Genomic DNA, 15,608 nt, shown 5'->3' with positions numbered 1-15,608 from the left:
CCGAGCGAAGCGAGGAGGACGCATGAGCGAGGGCAGCGAGCGAATCATCAAGAGGCGCGCGTGGGCGAATGCCCCCACCGAGCGAAGCGAGGAGGACGCATGAGCGAGGGCAGCGAGCGAATCATCAAGAGGCGCGCGTGGGCGAATGCCCCCACCGAGCGAAGCGAGGAGGGCACATGAGCCCCGCACTGACCACCGAGGCCAGCACCCCCGTCGTCGACGCCCCCGGCGGCACGCCCGCCGTCCGGATCGCGAACGTGCACAAGTCCTTCGGCCGCCCGGGCGCGCAGACCCACGTCCTGGACGACATCACCCTCGACGTCGCGCCCGGCGAGTTCGTCACCCTGCTCGGCGCCTCCGGCTGCGGCAAGTCCACCCTGCTCAACCTGGTCGCCGGCCTGGACAAGCCCAGCCGCGGCACCATCGAGGTACCCGGCGGCCGCCCCGCCCTGATGTTCCAGGAGCACGCGCTGTTCCCCTGGCTCACCGCCGGGAGGAACATCGAGCTCGCCCTCAAGCTGGCCGGCGTGCCCCGCCCCGAGCGCCGTGCCGAGGCCGAGCGCCTGCTCGAACTCGTCCGCCTGACCGGCTCCCACGGCAAGCGGGTGCACGAGCTGTCCGGCGGCATGCGCCAGCGCGTGGCGATGGCCCGGGCGCTCGCCCAGGGCAGCAAGGTGCTGCTGATGGACGAGCCGTTCGCCGCGCTCGACGCCATCACCCGGGACGTGCTGCACGACGAGATCACCCGGATCTGGGCCGAACGGCAGCTGTCCGTCCTGTTCGTCACCCACAACGTGCGCGAGGCGGTGCGCCTGGCCCAGCGCGTCGTGCTGCTCTCCTCCCGCCCCGGCCGGGTCGCCCGCGAGTGGCGGATCGACCTGCCGCAGCCGCGCCGCATCGAGTCCGCGGGCGTGGCCGACCTGTCCATCGAGATCACCGAAGAACTGCGTGGGGAGATCCGTCGCCATGTCCAGCACTGACACCGCGCCGTCCCGCCCCGACAGCGACACCGCCGACGTCGGCGCCGGCCTGGACGCCCTCGACTCGGTCTCCGCGCAGCGCAGTTCGCTCGGCGAGGTGCTGCGCACCAAGGCGCTGCCGCCGCTGATCGGCGTGCTGGTGGTGCTCGCGCTGTGGCAGGGCGCGTACAGCCTGCACCTCTCCTCCTCTTACAAGCTGCCCAGCCCGGCGGACGTCTGGCACTCCGCGCAGGACCTCTGGTACCAGGGCACGCTGTTCTCGATCATCTGGACCAGCGTCTGGCGCGGCCTGTCCGGCTTCCTGCTCGCCGTCGTCATCGGCACCCCGATCGGCCTGGTGGTCGCCCGGGTCAGGCCGGTGCGCACCGCGATCGGCCCGGTGCTGCAGGGCCTGCAGTCGCTGCCCTCGGTCGCCTGGGTGCCGGCCGCGGTCATCTGGCTCGGCATCAACGACTCGATGATGTACGCGGTGATCCTGCTCGGCGCCGTCCCGTCCATCGCCAACGGCCTGGTGGCCGGCATCGACCAGGTGCCGCCGCTGTTCCTGCGGGCCGGGCGCACCATCGGCGCCACCGGCCTGTCCGGCGCCCGGCACGTGCTGATCCCGGCCGCGCTGCCCGGCTACCTGGCCGGCCTCAAACAGGGCTGGGCGTTCTCCTGGCGCTCGCTGATGGCCGCCGAGCTGGTCGCCTCCTCCCCCGACCTCGGCCGCGGCCTGGGCCGGTTCCTGGAGGACCAGCGCGAGTTCTCCGACATGTCCGGGGTGCTGCTCGGCATCATCCTCATCCTGTTCGTCGGCATCGCCATCGAGCTGCTGGTGTTCACCCCGGTCGAGCGCCGGGTGCTGCGCAACCGCGGCCTGCTGGCCTCCGCCAAGTGAGGCCCCGCTGATGTCCGCCCTGCTCCTCATCGCCCACGGCAGCCGCGACCCGCGCCACGCCGCGACCGTGGCCGCCCTGGTGCGGCAGGTGCGGGCCCAGCGGCCCGGGCTGGAGGTCGCCACCGCCTACCTGGACCACTGCGCCCCGCGCATCCCCCAGGTCGTCGGCTGGCTCGACGACGCGGTGGCCGTCCCGCTGCTGCTCAACCGGGCCTTCCACGCCAAGCACGACGTCCCCGCCGCCCTGCGGGCCGCCGGCGCGGGCCTGCCCGTGGCGGACGTCCTGGGCCCGTCGCCGCTGCTGCTGGCCGCCCTGGACCGCCGCCTCGCCGAGGCCGGGCTGGACGTGCGCTCGGCCGCGGTCCGCGCGCGCACGGGCGTGGTGCTGGCCGCGGCGGGGTCCTCCGACCCGGCCGCCGACGCCGCCACCCGCGCGGTCGCCGCCGAGTGGCAGCGCAGCCGCGGCTGGGCCGCCGTCGAGGCCGCCTACGCCTCGGCGTCCGGCCCCCGCGTCCCCGACGCCCTCGCCGCCCTGCGCGCCGTGGGCGCCGCGCACACCGCGGTCGCCCCCTACCTGCTCGCCCCGGGCCTGCTGCCGGACCGCATCGCGGCGGCCTCCACCGGGGCGGACACCGTGGCCGACCCCCTCGGCCCCGCCCCGGAGCTGGCCGCCCTGCTGCTGGCCCGCTACGACGAGGCCCGCCGGGCGGCGCAGGCGGTTCCGGCGCTCACCGCCTGAACCGCAATCTCATCGATCGCCCTTCCCGGTCCGGTGTAGGCGCTCGGCATGACCGATCGCCTCCCAGCTCCGAGCCCTGGCGAAGTGCCGTGCGAGCCCGGCCGCGTCTTCCTTCGGCTCGACCTTCCGATGCTGGTACTCGGCCACCGCGGCGGCGATCACGCTCAGCGGCACCAGCGGCTCGTCCGGATCGGCGACAGCAGCCTCGATCCACTCCCGCATGACGGCCGTCGGCTTCAGCCCCCGCTCCCGCGCCCGGCGCCGCACCTCGTCCATCACCGGCTTGGGCAGCCGCAGCGAGGTGGCGATCATCACCACTCCGCCGACACCTGCTCGCCAGGCTCGGCGCCCACGATCCCGTCCCCGGCCATCTGCCCCTCCGCTCCCCTGCCGGCTCCCGGCGGCCGCAGCATTACATCGGCCCCGCTCCCGCGGCCAGCAGCATCCGCACCAGCAGGTGACGGCGCGCGGAATCGCCGACGGCGCGCACGGCCAGGGCCGTGCGCGCCGTAGAGCTGGGGACGGGTCACACCCGCCGCAGGGTGAAGGTGTCCGTCGGGTGGCCGGCGTTGGCCGTCGTCAGGCCGCCGGAGAGCTGGTAGAGGCCGCCGCCCGGGCCGTTCGTGACGGCGGTGGGGGTGGGGTCGGCGGCGGGGCGGACGGCGGTGAGGCGGGCGGTGCGCCAGTGGTCGTCGGAGCTGAGCTCCACCTCGGCGTCGCGGCCGGCGCCGTAGAAGAGGTTGGTGACGCCGGCCAGGGTGCCGTTCGGGCGGGCGAGGATGCCGTCGAGGTGGAGCAGGGCGCCGCCGTCGGCGATCTCGACCCGGCGCAGGGCGGCCGGGTCCCGCAGCGGGAGCTGCCAGAGGGTGCCGTCGTTCCACTTGCCGAGCAGGAGGCGGCCGTCCTGGTAGGCGATGCCGTTGAGGCCGTAGGAGCCGGCGGGGGCGGCGAGGCGGTCGTCGCGCAGCAGGACGGAGCCGGTGCCGTCGGGGTCGACCCGGTAGACGTACGGGGCGAAGGAGTCGGTGACGTAGGCGGTGCCGTCGGGGGCGACGGCGATGTCGTTGGCGAGGTGGCCGCCGCCGTCGGCGGCGACCGCGGCGAGGTCGGTGTAGAAGAGGCGGCGGCCGGTGTCCAGGTCGTAGGCGGCGATGCCGGCGACCCGGCCGAGGGTGGCGGGGCCGGTGCGCTCGCCGATGCCGTTGTCGAGGTTGGTGACCAGGATGCGGCGGTGGACCGGGTCGATCCGCAGGCCGGCGATCTCGATCAGGGTGTCGGGGTCGTCGATCAGGGTGCGGACGCTGCCGTCGGGGGCGACGGCGGAGACGGTGCCGTGCCGCAGCGAGCCGACCAGGAAGCGGTGGTGGGCGGCGTCCCAGACGGCGGTCTCGGGCACCAGGGTGGGCGCGTGGCCGGCGATCACGGCCGGCGCCGGGCAGTGGGCGGCCGCGGCTGCGGCTGCGGCTGCGGGTAGCGTACCGGCGGTGCCGAGGAGGGTGGCGGCCGCGAGGGCGACCAGGGCGCGGCGGACAGTACGGTTCTGGCGGTTCATCACGAGTCCCTTGCGCATGCGGTGCGTTGTCGTGATCAAGCCTCGCTCGACCGCCGGGGACGCAGCAGTGCGTGGGGATACTGGTAGTTCGACCACCAGGAAGGGCGGGGGACATGAACGAGGTGGAGGAGCGCCGTGCGGAGCTTTCGAGCTTCCTGCGCACCCGGCGGGCCCGGCTGACGCCGCAGGACGTGGGGCTGGCGCCGGGGGTCCGGCGGCGCACGCCGGGGCTGCGGCGGGAGGAGTTGGCACTGCTGGCCGGGGTGGGGGTGACCTGGTACACGTGGCTGGAGCAGGGGCGGGACATCCACCCGTCCCCGGAGGTGCTGGCGAGCCTGGCCCGGACACTGCGGCTGGACCGGGCGGAGACGGCGTACCTGTTCCGGCTGGCGAGCAGCCACCCGCTGGACGGCGAGGTGACCGCGGCCGCCGAGGTCCCGGCGGCGCTGCTGCGGCTGATGCACGCCCAGTGGCCGTCGCCAGCCTGGGTGATGGACGCCAACTGGGACGTGCGGGCCTGGAATCCGGGCGCGGACGCGCTGTTCGGGCTGTCCGGACGGCCGCCGGAGGAGCGCAACCTGGCCTGGGTGGTGTTCGGCAACGCGCTGCACCGGCAGCGGGTGGAGCACTGGGAGGAGCACGCCCGGCGTTTCCTGGCGCAGCTGCGCTCCGCCTACGCCGAGCGCGGCGGGGAGGCGACGGCGGTGGGCCGCCGGCTGGGCCGGATGATCCAGCAGGTGCGCAGCGAGCACCCGGAGGCGGACCGCTGGCTGGACGAGCACCAGGTCGCGGAGCGTACGGGTGCCGAGAAGGTGGTGCGCCACGAGGAGTTGGGCGAGCTGCGGATCGACCAGCACGTGCTGCTGGCCGCCGAGGGGCTGCAGCTGATCGTGATGGCGCCGCGCGATCCGGAGACGGCGGAGCGGCTGCGACGGCTGGCGCCCGCCGCTGCGGCCGTGACCGCCTGACGCCGCGAAGAGGCCGGGGCCCCTCACTGCGAGGGGCCCCGGCGACAACCGTCAGTCGGCCTTGCGCCGCTGGCGCCCCGTCCCGTAGTTGGAGCCGGACTTGGAGCCGCTGCCGGGCTTGGCCCGACCCGAGGAGCGTCCGATAAAGCCGGCGGCCTGGGGCCGCTCGCCCTGGCCGGCCGCGCCGAGGCGCTGCTTGGGGCGCGGGCGGCGCGGGTTGCCGTTCATGTCGACGTCGGTGGGCAGCCCGGAGCGCTTGGCGGGGCGGCGGCGCGGGGTCGCGGCCTTGCCGTCGGCCGGCTTCTCCGCCGACTTGTCCGCGACGGCCGCGGCGGCCGGGACGACCAGGGGGACCGGGACGCCGCTGGGCGTGCGGGCGCCGGTGATCCGGGCCAGGTCGGCGTCGCCGGGGCGGACCTTGGTGACGGTGGGGCGGATCCCGGCGACCGTCATCAGCCGGTTGACCTCGCGGCGCTGCTCGGGCAGCACGAGGGTGACGACCGTGCCGGACTCGCCGGCCCGGGCGGTGCGGCCGCCGCGGTGCAGGTAGTCCTTGTGGTCGATCGGCGGGTCGACGTTGACGACCAGGTCGAGGCCGTCGATGTGGATGCCGCGGGCGGCCACGTTGGTGGCGATCAGCGCGCTGACCTCGCCGTCGCGGAACTGGTCGAGGACCCGGTTGCGCTGCGGCTGGGACTTGCCGCCGTGCAGGGCGGCGGCCTGGACGCCGCTGGCGCGCAGTTGCTTGGCGAGCCGGTCGGCGCCGTGCTTGGTGTGCACGAACATGATCACGCGCCCGTCGCGGGAGGCGATGTGGGCGGTGGTGGAGGCCTTGTCGGCCGGGTCGAGCTGCAGGACGTGGTGGTCCATGGTGGTGACCGCGCCGGCCGAGGGGTCGACCGAGTGGGTGACCGGGTCGTTCAGGAAGCGCTTGACCAGCCGGTCGACGTTGCGGTCCAGGGTGGCGGAGAAGAGCATCCGCTGCCCGTTCTCGGCGACCTGCTCCAGCAGCTTGCTGACCTGCGGCAGGAAGCCCATGTCGGCCATCTGGTCGGCCTCGTCGAGGACGGTGATCGCGACGTCGGAGAGGTTGACGTCACCGCGCCCGATCAGGTCGTCCAGTCGGCCGGGGGTGGCGACCAGGACCTCGGTGCCGCGGCGCACCGCGTTGGCCTGCCGTCCGATCCCCATGCCGCCGACGACGGTGGTGATCCGCAGGTTGACGGCGTTGGCGTAGGGGGTGAGCGCCTCGGTGACCTGCTGGGCAAGCTCACGGGTGGGCACCAGGACGAGCGCCAGCGGGTGCCGGGCGTCGGCGCGGCGGCCGGCGGTGCGGGCGAGCAGCGGCAGGCCGAAGGCCAGGGTCTTGCCGGAGCCGGTGCGGCCGCGGCCGAGCACGTCGCGGCCGGCGATCGAGTCGGGCAGGGTGGCGGCCTGGATCGGGAACGGCTCGGTGACGCCCTCGCGGGTGAGCGCGGTGAGGATCGCCTTGGGCAGGTCGAGCTCGGCGAAGGTGGCCGCCGGGGGCCGGGCCGGGGTGCCCTCGACGACGGTGAAGTCGGCGGGCTCGGCGACGGTGGTGCGGCCAATCTTGGGGTCGCCGGCCTTGAGAGTGCCGGCCTTGGGGGCGCCTGCGCGGCTGCGCGGCTTGCGGGGGCGCTCTGCGCTCTCCCCGCTGCGGCGCGGGCGGTCGGTGCGGCGGCCCTGGTCGGCCGGGCGGTGCTGGTCGCCGGTGCGGGAGCCGCGGTCGCGCGGCGGGCGGGCAGGGGTGGTCACGGGGTCTCCGTCCGTCGGTCGGCAGCCCGGGGTGCGGGCTGGTCGGCCGTCGGATTGGAGTGCGCCGCCCCGGCCGTTCGGCGGCATGAACGAGGGCCCGCACCGTCCAGCGGTGCGGGCCCCCGCTTCACGAGATCACAGGATCGCGCGTCAGCGTGGTGGCTGACGTCAGCCGATGACCTGGATGTTCTCGCCCTGCGGGCCCTTCTGGCCCTGGGTGACGTCGAACTCGACGCGCTGACCCTCGACGAGCTCACGGAAGCCCTGGGCCTGGATGTTCGAGTAGTGGGCGAACACGTCCGGGCCGCCGCCGTCCTGCTCGATGAAGCCGAAGCCCTTTTCGCTGTTGAACCACTTCACGGTGCCGGTAGCCATAACCGTCTCCTCCTATTGGGGCATCAGGGATTCACACCTCGTGAATCCCGGAGTAGCCGCGATCCCCATCCGGAGACTGAAACACCGGACAAAACAAATGCGCCTGTTGGTTGGGACCATCAGGCGCACACAAGCGTTCATGGGAACCAAAACTGCAACTGCCTCGACTGTAGCACGGCGACACCCCGATTGACCGGGCGCTTTTCTGCCCGAAAGATCACGTTTGCCGCCCCTGGAAAACGGGGAGCGGCGCCCCGCCGGAGCGGGGCGCCGCCTGTCGTTCAGCCCGTGTTCGGGCCGTGGCCGGGCGCCGGGTTCAGCGCCGGCCGGCCGGCTCCGGCACACCGTGAGCGCCCGCCAGCGGGGCCGGGCCCTGGCCGTGGCCGTGGCCGTGGCCGTGGCCGTCACCGTGGCCGGGCCACCAGGCGCGGTGGCCGAGCAGGGCGGTGATGGACGGGGTGAAGAACATCGCCATCACGAAGGCCGCCAGCACGATGCCGAAGGCCAGCGAGAAGCCGAGCTCCATGAAGAGCACGTTGCCCGCGAGCATGAAGGTCCCGAAGGACGCCGCCAGGATGAAGCCGGCAGCCGCGACGGTCGGGCCGCCGTGCTTGACGGCCTCGCGGGCCGCCTCGCGCGGGCTGCGGCCCTCGCGGGCCTCCTCACGGAGGCGGGCGATGATCAGGATGTTGTAGTCGGTGCCGATCGCCACCACGAAGAGGTAGATGAAGATCGGCAGCATGAACATCAGCCCCTCCTCACCCTTGATGTTCTGGAACAGCAGGGTGGTGGCGCCGAGGGTGGCACCGAAGCCGAGGCCGACCGAGGCCATCAGGTACCACGGCGCGACGATGCTGCGCAGCTGCAGCCCCAGGATGATCATGATGAGCACGGCCGCGATCGGGAAGACCAGCTCGTAGTCGTGGGTCATCGCGGCGTTGATGTCCTTGAAGACGGACGTCATGCCGCCGACCAAGGCCTGGGTGTCGGCCGGCGCCGCGCCGTGGGCGGCGTCGCGCAGCCTCACCACGGTGTCGATCGCCTCGTTGGTGGCCGGCGCGTCCTTCAGCTCCACACTGAAGTCGGCGGTGGCGCCGTCCTTGCTGATGCCGCGCTCCTTGGTGGGCATCACCACCTTCGCCACACCGTCGACCCCGCCGATCCGGCTGGCGAAGTCCTTCAGCTGGCCCTCGCTCAGCGCGGTGCCCTTGGTGTTGCTCAGGAAGACGTGGCTCGGGTCGGCGGCGCCGGCCGAGAACGCCGTCATCAGCTTGTCCTGGACGACCATCGACTCCTTGTCCTTGGGCATGGAGCTGCCCGCGAGGTCGTAGGTGCCGGTGTAGTTGATGCCTGCCAGGGCCAGGACGACCAGCAGACCGCCGGAGACCAGGGCGACCAGACCGGGCTTTTTGCCGGTCATCCGGCCGAGCGCGGCGAAGCGGGCGTTCTGGGGCTCGCGCATCCACTTCTTGCCGGGCCAGAACACCGCCTTGGACGGGATCACGGTGAGCACGGCCGGAGCCAGGGTGAGCATGACGAGCGCGGTGGCGAGGACGGCGATGGCGAGCGCCGGGCCGAGGGCGGTGAACATGCCGAGGCTGGAGAGGATCAGCACCGCGAAGGCGACGGCGACGGCACCGGCGGCGGAGGCGATCGCCTCGCCGACCCGGCCGACCGCGTTGGCCACGGCCTGCTTGCGGTCGTCACCGGCCCGCAGCCGCTCCCGATAGCGGAACGCCAGGAAGAGGAAGTAGTCGGTGCCGACGCCGAGCACCACGATGATGAGGATCGCCGAGGTCATCGGCGTGGTCTCCAGGCCGAACGTGCTGATCGCGTCGTTGATCAGGCCCTTGGCGGTCGGCATCGCGATCACCAGCGACAGCAGCACCGGCAGGAGACCGGCCAGGATGCTGCGGAAGATGATGCCGACGATCACGATGACCAGCACCAGGCCGCCGAACAGGACGATGGAGTCGGTCGAGCCCGAGGACTCCTTCTGGTCCAGCTGGCTCGCCGCGTCACCGCCGACCCGGAACTTCAGCCCGGTGCCGTCGGCCAGCTTGGTGCCCTCGTCACGCAGCTTCTTGGCCGCCTCGGTGAACTCGGGATCCTGCTGCTTGGTCTGGTCGATGGCGACCTGGGACAGCGCGTACTTGCCGTCCTTGGACTTCGACTGGTCGAGGACCGGCAGGACCTGCTGGACGAGCGGGATGTGCGCGTCCGTCAGGCCCTTGACGACCTTGTCCATCGAGGCCTGGTCGTCCTTGGTCAGCTGGCCGCCGTCGTTGCGCTCGAAGAGCAGCAGGGCGGACGGCGCGAAGCTGGACGGGAAGGCCCGCGACTGGAGCTCCGAGGCCTGGATGGACTCGTAGTGCTTGGGAAGGAACTTCGACTGGTCGGTCTGGTCAGCGACCGTCGCGGCGCTTCCCGCGATGGCGATCATCGCGACGACCCACGCCGCGATCACCCACCACGCGCGGCGTACGACGAATTGTCCTAGTCGGTGGAACATGCTCGTGATGCCTCCTGGGCATGGTTCACCGCAGCCCTTGGGGGACGGGACGCTGGGCGACGGCAGGGACCGACACGGGAAGCGCGCGAAGCAGCTCCCTTGCCGGTCGGCAGGTAAGTGGGACTGGGCGTCATCCTACGAGCAAGTGCTTGCCGCGCGGCAAGGAGCCCCCCGTAGTCCAACCCCCGTTCGGGGCCGCCCCGAACCGGCCCCGACCCAGTTTCTCCCGGGCGAACCCCGGTTGACCTCGTGCTCCGGGTGGAGACATCTCCCCCTCAGGGTGGAGCCCGCCCCCTACCTCCGAGGAGGAGACGTCAGGGTCGCGGAGTAGGGAAAACCCCACCCCGCCCCCCAGGCGAGCACCAGGGCGCGCTCACCCGCCAGCCGGATTACCGCTCAACCCCCGCTTCCCTACTGTCGGTTGTGACGCCGGAGCGGTACCCGGCGGGCACTTTCCCGGCGGTCGAGGCGATCGGGCCACCGCCGCTCACCTCGGCGACCAACCGCCGCTCTCCCAGGGGGACCTCCGTGAAGACCAGACTCGGCACGGCTGCCGCGATGGGTGCCTGGAGCGCCCGGCACAGAAAGACCGCCGTCTTCGGCTGGCTGCTCTTCGTCGTCCTGGTCGCCGTGCTCGGCGGCGTCCACGGAAGCAAGGAGGTGACCGAGTCCGAGTCGATGCCCGGCCAGGTCTCCCGCGCCGCGAAGATCCTCGACGAGGCCGGGCTGAAGAGCCCCGCGAGCGAGACCGTCCTGGTCCAGAGCGCCACCCGCAGCGCCGACGACCCGGACTTCAAGGCCGTCGTCTCCCAGGTGGTCGCCGCCGTCGACGGCACCGGCAAGGCCGCCGAGGTCCGCTCCCCGTACGACACCAAGGCGGTCTCCCAGGACGGCCACTCCGTACTGGTCCTGCTCACCCTCAAGGGCGACCAGGAGGAGGCCGTCAACAACGTCCGGTCCGTCATGGACGCGGTCGCCGGGGTGCAGCGGCAGCACCCGGACCTCACCGTGGTCGAGCTGGGCGACGCCAGCTCCGGCAAGTGGATCCAGGACCAGTTCAAGAACGACTTCGCCCGCGCCGAGTGGACCGCCGTGCCGCTGGCACTCGGCATCCTGCTGATCGCCTTCGGCGCGCTGGTCGCCGCCGTACTGCCGGTGGTGCTCGCACTGACCGCCTTCGTCGCGGCCGGCGGGCTGGTCGCGCTCAGCAGCGGCCTGCTGCACACCAGCAACGACGCCAGCTCGGTGATGCTGCTGGTCGGCCTCGCCGTCGGCGTCGACTACTGCCTCTTCTACCTGCGCCGCGAGCGCGAGGAGCGGGCCGCCGGACGCGACGCGGCCACCGCGCTGACGGTGGCCGCCGCCACCAGCGGCCGGGCCGTGCTGGTCTCCGGCGTCACCGTGGTGGTCGCCATGGCCGGCATGTTCCTCACCGGGATCGCCGACTTCCGGGCGATGGCCTACGCCACCATCGTGGTCGTGATCACCGCCGTGCTGGGCTCGCTCACCGTGCTGCCCGCGCTGCTCTCCATGCTCGGCGACCGGGTCGAGAAGGGCCGGCTGCCCTTCCTCGCCAAGCTGCGCCGCCCCGACGCCGTCCGCACCGGCGGGCGGTTCTGGAACGCCGTGCTCACCCCGGTGCTGGGCCGCCCGCTGGCCTCCACCGTGCTCGCCGGGGCCGTGCTGCTGGGCCTGGCCGCACCGCTGCTCACCATGCACACCGCCAACCTGACCTTCCAGCAGCAGCTGCCCGAGGGCAATGAGTTGGTCGCCGCCTCGCAGAAGATCGAGGCCGCCTTCCCCGGCAGCCCCGCCCCCGCCACCGTGGTGGTCAAGGCCGCCGACATCTCCTCCCCCGCGATGACCGCCGCGATCGCCGACCTCAAGGCCAGGGCCATGGCCAGCGGGCGGATGCACGGGCCGATCGAGGTCGCGGTGCACGCCGACCGGAACGTCGCCACCGTCGACATCCCGCTCAACGGCACCGGCAACGACGCCACCAGCAACGACGCGCTGAAGGCCCTGCGCGAGGACCTGGTGCCCGCGACCGTCCTCAAGGTGCCCGGCACCGAGGCCCCGGTCACCGGCCGCACCGCCGGGTCGTACGACTTCAACGCCAAGATGACCGGCTCGATGCCGCTGGTCTTCGGCTTCGTCGTCGCCTTCGCCTTCCTGCTGATGCTCACCTCCTTCCGCTCGCTCGCGATCGCCGTCACCGCCGTCGTACTCAACCTGCTCTCGGTGGGCGCCGCGTACGGGGTGCTGACCCTGGTCTTCCAGCACGGCGTGGGCGCCTCGCTGCTGGGCACCGCCGGGGTCGGCGCGGTGGAGTCCTGGGTGCCGCTGTTCCTCTTCGTGATCCTGTTCGGGCTCTCGATGGACTACCACGTCTTCGTGGTCTCCCGGATCAAGGAGGGCCGGGACCGCGGCCTGCCGACCCGGGCCGCGATCGCCCACGGCATCCGCTCCACGGCCGGGGTGGTCACCAGCGCCGCGGTGATCATGGTGGCGGTGTTCGCGGTCTTCGGCACCCTGTCCATGCAGGCGATGAAGCAGATGGGCGTGGGCCTGGCGGTCGCGGTGCTGATCGACGCCACGGTGATCCGCGCGGTGCTGCTGCCCTCGGTGATGAGCCTGCTCGGCGAGCACAACTGGTACCTGCCGCGCTGGCTGGAGTGGCTGCCGAACCTCTCGCACGGCGAGTCCTTCCCGCCGGTCGGCGCCGGGCGCGCCCTGCAGGAGCAGCCGGCCGCGCCGGCCGACGGCTCCGGGCACCGCCGGGTCGAGGTCTGAGGCCTCTCCGCATCCACCGACGCCGGGTCCCGCAGCGCGCGGGGCCCGGCCTCCGTGCGCCATGATGATCACCGTCCGGGGCCCTCCGGACGAACGCCTGCGGAACGGAGCCCAGCCGTGATCCCCTTCGACGAGGGCCGCGCCCGGCTGCTGCTCGCCCACGCCTGCGAGTCCGCCGGACTGCCCGGCCCCAGCGGTGCCCGGCTGCTCGCGCTCGGTGAGAACGCCGTCTTCGACCTCGGCGACCCGGCCGTGGTCGCCAAGGTCGGCCGCGGCCCCGAGCTCTACGACCGGGCGCACCGCGAGCTGACCGTCGCGCACTGGCTGGCCGGCCGGGGCGTCCCGGTGGTCCGCCCGTACCGGGAGGTGGCGCCGGAGCCGCAGCTCGCCCACGGGCACCCGGTCACCTTCTGGCACCGGCTCGCCCCCGCCGTCCGCCCGGCCCGCCCGGCCGACCTCGCCCCGCTGCTGCACGCCCTGCACCGGCTGCCGCTGCCGCCCTTCCCGGTCGGGCGGCGCGACCTGCTGGAGCCGGTCGAGCGCTGGCTGGCCTCCGCCGAGGGCCACGTCGACCCCGAGGACGTCGCCTTCCTGCGGCACCGCCGGGCCGCCTTCGAGGCCGCCCTGCCCGACCTCGCCCCGCGGCTGCACCCCGGGGTGATCCACGGCGACGCGCTGCCGCGCAACGTCCACGTCGGCCCGGACGGGCCGGTGCTGCTCGACCTGGAGAACGTCTCGCACGACCTGCGCGAGCACGACCTGGTGGTCCTCGCGCTCAGCCACGACCGGTACGGCGTGCCGGGCGAGGAGTACCGGGCGTTCACCGAGGCGTACGGCTGGGACGTGCGCGACTGGCCCGGATTCGCGGTGCTGCGCGGGGCCCGGGAGACCGCCAGCGCCTCCTGGGTGGCGCAGCAGGCGGCCAGTAACCCGGCCGCGCGGGCGGAGTTCCAGCGCCGGGTGGACTCGCTGCGCGAAGGGGCCGCCGAGGTGCGGTGGTACCCGTTCTGATGGTGCGGCGATACCTCGACTGAGGGGCGGGCGCCAAGCCGGGCGAGTGTGAGAAGGCTCTTAAGCCGGATCGGTCCGGCGCGCAACCTGGGCACGTACGATCGGCGTCCTATCGGACAGTCATCCTGACCGAGGGATCGGCCCCCCATCTCGTACCTCAGGAGCCGCCGCGTGCCCGCAACCGCCGCCCGTCGCCCCTCCCACCCGACCCGCCCGGCCCGTGGCCGCCGCCAGCTGATCGCGGGCTGCGTCGCGGCGGCCGCCCTCCTGGGCCTGACCGCGTGCGGCACCGCCAGCGGGGCCCTGCAGTCGCCGAGCGCCAATGCGCCGTCGCCGGCCGGCGGCCAGTCCGCGGGCGTCGCCTCGCCGCAGCAGCCGACCGGGGCGACGGCGACCACCATCGCGCCCACCTCGGACTCGGACGCCGCCAACGGCACCGGCTCGGCGGTCCCGCCGGTCTCCTCGAAGCCGAAGAGCCCGAAGTCGCCCACCGGGAGCCCCACGCCCGACGCGACCACCCCCGTCACGGCCACCCCCGTCACGGCCACCCCCGCCGCGCCGCCCGCGCACACCGGGGCCGGCACGGTGATCGGCTCCACCGCCTCCGGTGGCCGTACCGTCGCGCTCACCTTCGACGACGGCCCCGGCCCGGCAACCCCCCAGATCCTCGACCTGCTCGCCCAGTACCACGTCAAGGCCACGTTCTGCGAGGTCGGCCAGAACGCCGCCGCCAACCCGGCCCTGGTCAGGCGGGTGCTCGCCGAGGGGCACCGGCTCTGCGACCACAGCGTCCACCACCCGCAGCCGTTCGCGAAGCTCCCGCACGACAAGGCGGTGTACGAGATCACCGCCGCTCGGGACATGATCGTCCAGGCCGGTGGGCCGGGCACCCAGGTCACCTGGTTCCGCGCCCCCGGCGGCGGCTTCAACGCGGACAACAGGCACATCACCGCGGGCCTGGGGATGTCCTCGCTCGCCTGGTCCGTCGACCCGCGCGACTGGTCCCGCCCGGGCGTGCCCGCGATCGTCTCCACCGTGCAGAGCCAGCTCAAGCCCGGCGGCGTGATCCTGATGCACGACGGCGGCGGCGACCGCAGCCAGACCGTGGCCGCGCTCAAGCAACTGCTGCCGTGGCTGATCGCGCAGGGGTACACCTTCGACTTCCCTGCCGTGTAAGGCAGTTGGGGTTACCCCGGGTAGGGTGGGGCGACGTGACCGACATCGCTCCCAGCCCCGCCGAACTCGTCGCCGCCGTCCCCGGACTCGCCCGCTACCTGCGGCCCGCCACCCTGCTGCACCCCTACGCCGCGCCCGATGCCGACGTGCTCGGCGGGCGGATCGGCGGACCGGCGCTCTGGCCGGCCGGCGAGCCCTGGCCGCACTGCACCGCCAGGCACCCGGAGGATGACTACGAGCTCCCCCGCAGGGCCCCCGGGGCATCCGCCGCCCCGACGGCCCTGATCCTTCTCGCCCACCTGCGCGGCGAGGACGCACCGCACCTGCCCTGGCCGGAGGGAGCCGACCGGCTGCAGGTGCTCTGGTGCCCCAACGACCACGACGACATCCAGGGCGAGCGGTTCTACTACGGCCCCGCCGTCGAACTGCACTGGCAGCGCGCCGCCGACCTCGCCCCAGCTACTCCCCCGCAGCCGCAGCGCAGCGAGAAGGAGTACCTGCCCGAGCTGTGCGCGCTGCGGCCCGAGCAGCTCCTCGACCTGCCCGACCGGGACGAGCTGCCCGCGGAACTCAACCGCGCCGTCGAGGAGTTCGCCGAGCGGCAGGGCATCGAGTACGAGCGCGACCTGGGCCGCGCGGACGGCTGGAAGCTGGGCGGCTGGGCCTCCTGGCACTCCACCGACCTCGTCGCGATCGACTGCGGCCGCTGCGGCGAGCGGATGACGCACCTGCTGACCGTGGAGAGCGGCGAGGCCCCGGACCTGTCCGTCGGGCGGCACGGGGAGCTGCACGTGTTCGTCTGCCCGGCGGACACGGCGCATCCGGTGGGGCTGGACCTGCAGTAGC

At 73.5% G+C, this 15,608-nt stretch carries 13 protein-coding genes; 8 read left to right on the top strand and 5 right to left on the bottom strand.

Features of this window, described 5'->3' with window-relative positions:
* Positions 1–176: 176 nt before the first annotated feature.
* From ACWC9T_RS04995 to ACWC9T_RS04985, 3 genes are read left to right on the top strand one after another with little or no spacing between them, the layout of a single operon-like run.
* Complete coding sequence (locus ACWC9T_RS04995) at positions 177–980, top strand: ABC transporter ATP-binding protein (RefSeq protein ID WP_449819640.1); 804 nt, start codon at positions 177–179, stop codon at positions 978–980.
* A complete protein-coding gene (locus tag ACWC9T_RS04990; protein WP_449819639.1) occupies positions 967–1,860 on the top strand; it encodes an ABC transporter permease in 894 nt (297 codons plus the stop codon). The genes ACWC9T_RS04995 and ACWC9T_RS04990 overlap by 14 nt, the downstream gene beginning before the upstream one ends.
* A 10-nt stretch (positions 1,861–1,870) precedes the next feature.
* Positions 1,871–2,599: a sirohydrochlorin chelatase gene (locus ACWC9T_RS04985; RefSeq protein WP_449819638.1), complete on the top strand. Its 729-nt coding sequence runs from the start codon at positions 1,871–1,873 to the stop codon at positions 2,597–2,599.
* A gap of 9 nt (positions 2,600–2,608) precedes the next feature.
* On the opposite strand, the gene ACWC9T_RS04980 is transcribed toward ACWC9T_RS04985, so the two are convergent.
* On the bottom strand, positions 2,609–2,911 hold the full coding sequence (locus tag ACWC9T_RS04980; protein WP_449819637.1) for a hypothetical protein: 303 nt from the start codon (positions 2,909–2,911) through the stop codon (positions 2,609–2,611).
* Positions 2,912–3,125: 214 nt separating this feature from the next.
* Positions 3,126–4,169, bottom strand: coding sequence for a hypothetical protein (locus ACWC9T_RS04975; protein WP_449819636.1), 1,044 nt, complete (start codon positions 4,167–4,169; stop codon positions 3,126–3,128).
* A gap of 95 nt (positions 4,170–4,264) precedes the next feature.
* Between ACWC9T_RS04975 and ACWC9T_RS04970 the strand changes: the two genes are divergently transcribed.
* Positions 4,265–5,119: a helix-turn-helix transcriptional regulator gene (locus tag ACWC9T_RS04970; RefSeq protein ID WP_449819635.1), complete on the top strand. Its 855-nt coding sequence runs from the start codon at positions 4,265–4,267 to the stop codon at positions 5,117–5,119.
* 51 nt (positions 5,120–5,170) lie between these two features.
* On the opposite strand, the gene ACWC9T_RS04965 is transcribed toward ACWC9T_RS04970, so the two are convergent.
* The 3 genes from ACWC9T_RS04965 to ACWC9T_RS04955 all read right to left on the bottom strand — a co-directional run bounded on the left by ACWC9T_RS04965 (position 5,171) and on the right by ACWC9T_RS04955 (position 9,782).
* Complete coding sequence (locus ACWC9T_RS04965) at positions 5,171–6,982, bottom strand: DEAD/DEAH box helicase (RefSeq protein ID WP_449819634.1); 1,812 nt, start codon at positions 6,980–6,982, stop codon at positions 5,171–5,173.
* Between the two features lie 81 nt (positions 6,983–7,063).
* Complete coding sequence (locus ACWC9T_RS04960) at positions 7,064–7,270, bottom strand: cold-shock protein (RefSeq protein WP_207816199.1); 207 nt, start codon at positions 7,268–7,270, stop codon at positions 7,064–7,066.
* Between the two features lie 316 nt (positions 7,271–7,586).
* Complete coding sequence (locus ACWC9T_RS04955; RefSeq protein ID WP_449819633.1) at positions 7,587–9,782, bottom strand: MMPL family transporter; 2,196 nt, start codon at positions 9,780–9,782, stop codon at positions 7,587–7,589.
* 558 nt (positions 9,783–10,340) lie between these two features.
* Between ACWC9T_RS04955 and ACWC9T_RS04950 the strand changes: the two genes are divergently transcribed.
* From ACWC9T_RS04950 to ACWC9T_RS04935, 4 genes are all read left to right on the top strand, one after another.
* Positions 10,341–12,575, top strand: coding sequence for an MMPL family transporter (locus ACWC9T_RS04950; RefSeq protein WP_449819650.1), 2,235 nt, complete (start codon positions 10,341–10,343; stop codon positions 12,573–12,575).
* A 120-nt stretch (positions 12,576–12,695) separates the two neighbouring features.
* Positions 12,696–13,586 carry a phosphotransferase enzyme family protein gene (locus tag ACWC9T_RS04945; RefSeq protein WP_449819649.1) on the top strand — a complete coding sequence of 297 codons (891 nt, stop codon included), beginning with the start codon at positions 12,696–12,698 and terminating at the stop codon, positions 13,584–13,586.
* A gap of 171 nt (positions 13,587–13,757) precedes the next feature.
* Positions 13,758–14,762 carry a polysaccharide deacetylase family protein gene (locus ACWC9T_RS04940; RefSeq protein ID WP_449819632.1) on the top strand — a complete coding sequence of 335 codons (1,005 nt, stop codon included), beginning with the start codon at positions 13,758–13,760 and terminating at the stop codon, positions 14,760–14,762.
* A 35-nt stretch (positions 14,763–14,797) separates the two neighbouring features.
* Positions 14,798–15,607: a hypothetical protein gene (locus ACWC9T_RS04935; protein ID WP_449819631.1), complete on the top strand. Its 810-nt coding sequence runs from the start codon at positions 14,798–14,800 to the stop codon at positions 15,605–15,607.
* Position 15,608: the final 1 nt, after the last annotated feature.

Source organism: Kitasatospora sp. NPDC001159 (genome assembly GCF_053598235.1).
The sequence above is the reverse complement of the archived record's forward strand: the minus strand, read 5'-3'. Positions and strand labels throughout refer to the sequence as shown.

Bases quoted from the DNA above. Each gene is read 5' to 3' on its own strand.
- ACWC9T_RS04980 (WP_449819637.1), bottom strand. From the start codon at position 2,911: ATGATCGCCACCTCGCTGCGGCTGCCCAAGCCGGTGATGGACGAGGTG.
- ACWC9T_RS04950 (WP_449819650.1), top strand. From the start codon at position 10,341: ATGGGTGCCTGGAGCGCCCGGCACAGAAAGACCGCCGTCTTCGGCTGG.
- ACWC9T_RS04970 (WP_449819635.1), top strand. From the start codon at position 4,265: ATGAACGAGGTGGAGGAGCGCCGTGCGGAGCTTTCGAGCTTCCTGCGC.
- ACWC9T_RS04985 (WP_449819638.1), top strand. From the start codon at position 1,871: ATGTCCGCCCTGCTCCTCATCGCCCACGGCAGCCGCGACCCGCGCCAC.
- ACWC9T_RS04990 (WP_449819639.1), top strand. From the start codon at position 967: ATGTCCAGCACTGACACCGCGCCGTCCCGCCCCGACAGCGACACCGCC.
- ACWC9T_RS04975 (WP_449819636.1), bottom strand. From the start codon at position 4,169: ATGCGCAAGGGACTCGTGATGAACCGCCAGAACCGTACTGTCCGCCGC.
- ACWC9T_RS04965 (WP_449819634.1), bottom strand. From the start codon at position 6,982: ATGCCGCCGAACGGCCGGGGCGGCGCACTCCAATCCGACGGCCGACCA.
- ACWC9T_RS04955 (WP_449819633.1), bottom strand. From the start codon at position 9,782: ATGTTCCACCGACTAGGACAATTCGTCGTACGCCGCGCGTGGTGGGTG.
- ACWC9T_RS04960 (WP_207816199.1), bottom strand. From the start codon at position 7,270: ATGGCTACCGGCACCGTGAAGTGGTTCAACAGCGAAAAGGGCTTCGGC.
- ACWC9T_RS04995 (WP_449819640.1), top strand. From the start codon at position 177: ATGAGCCCCGCACTGACCACCGAGGCCAGCACCCCCGTCGTCGACGCC.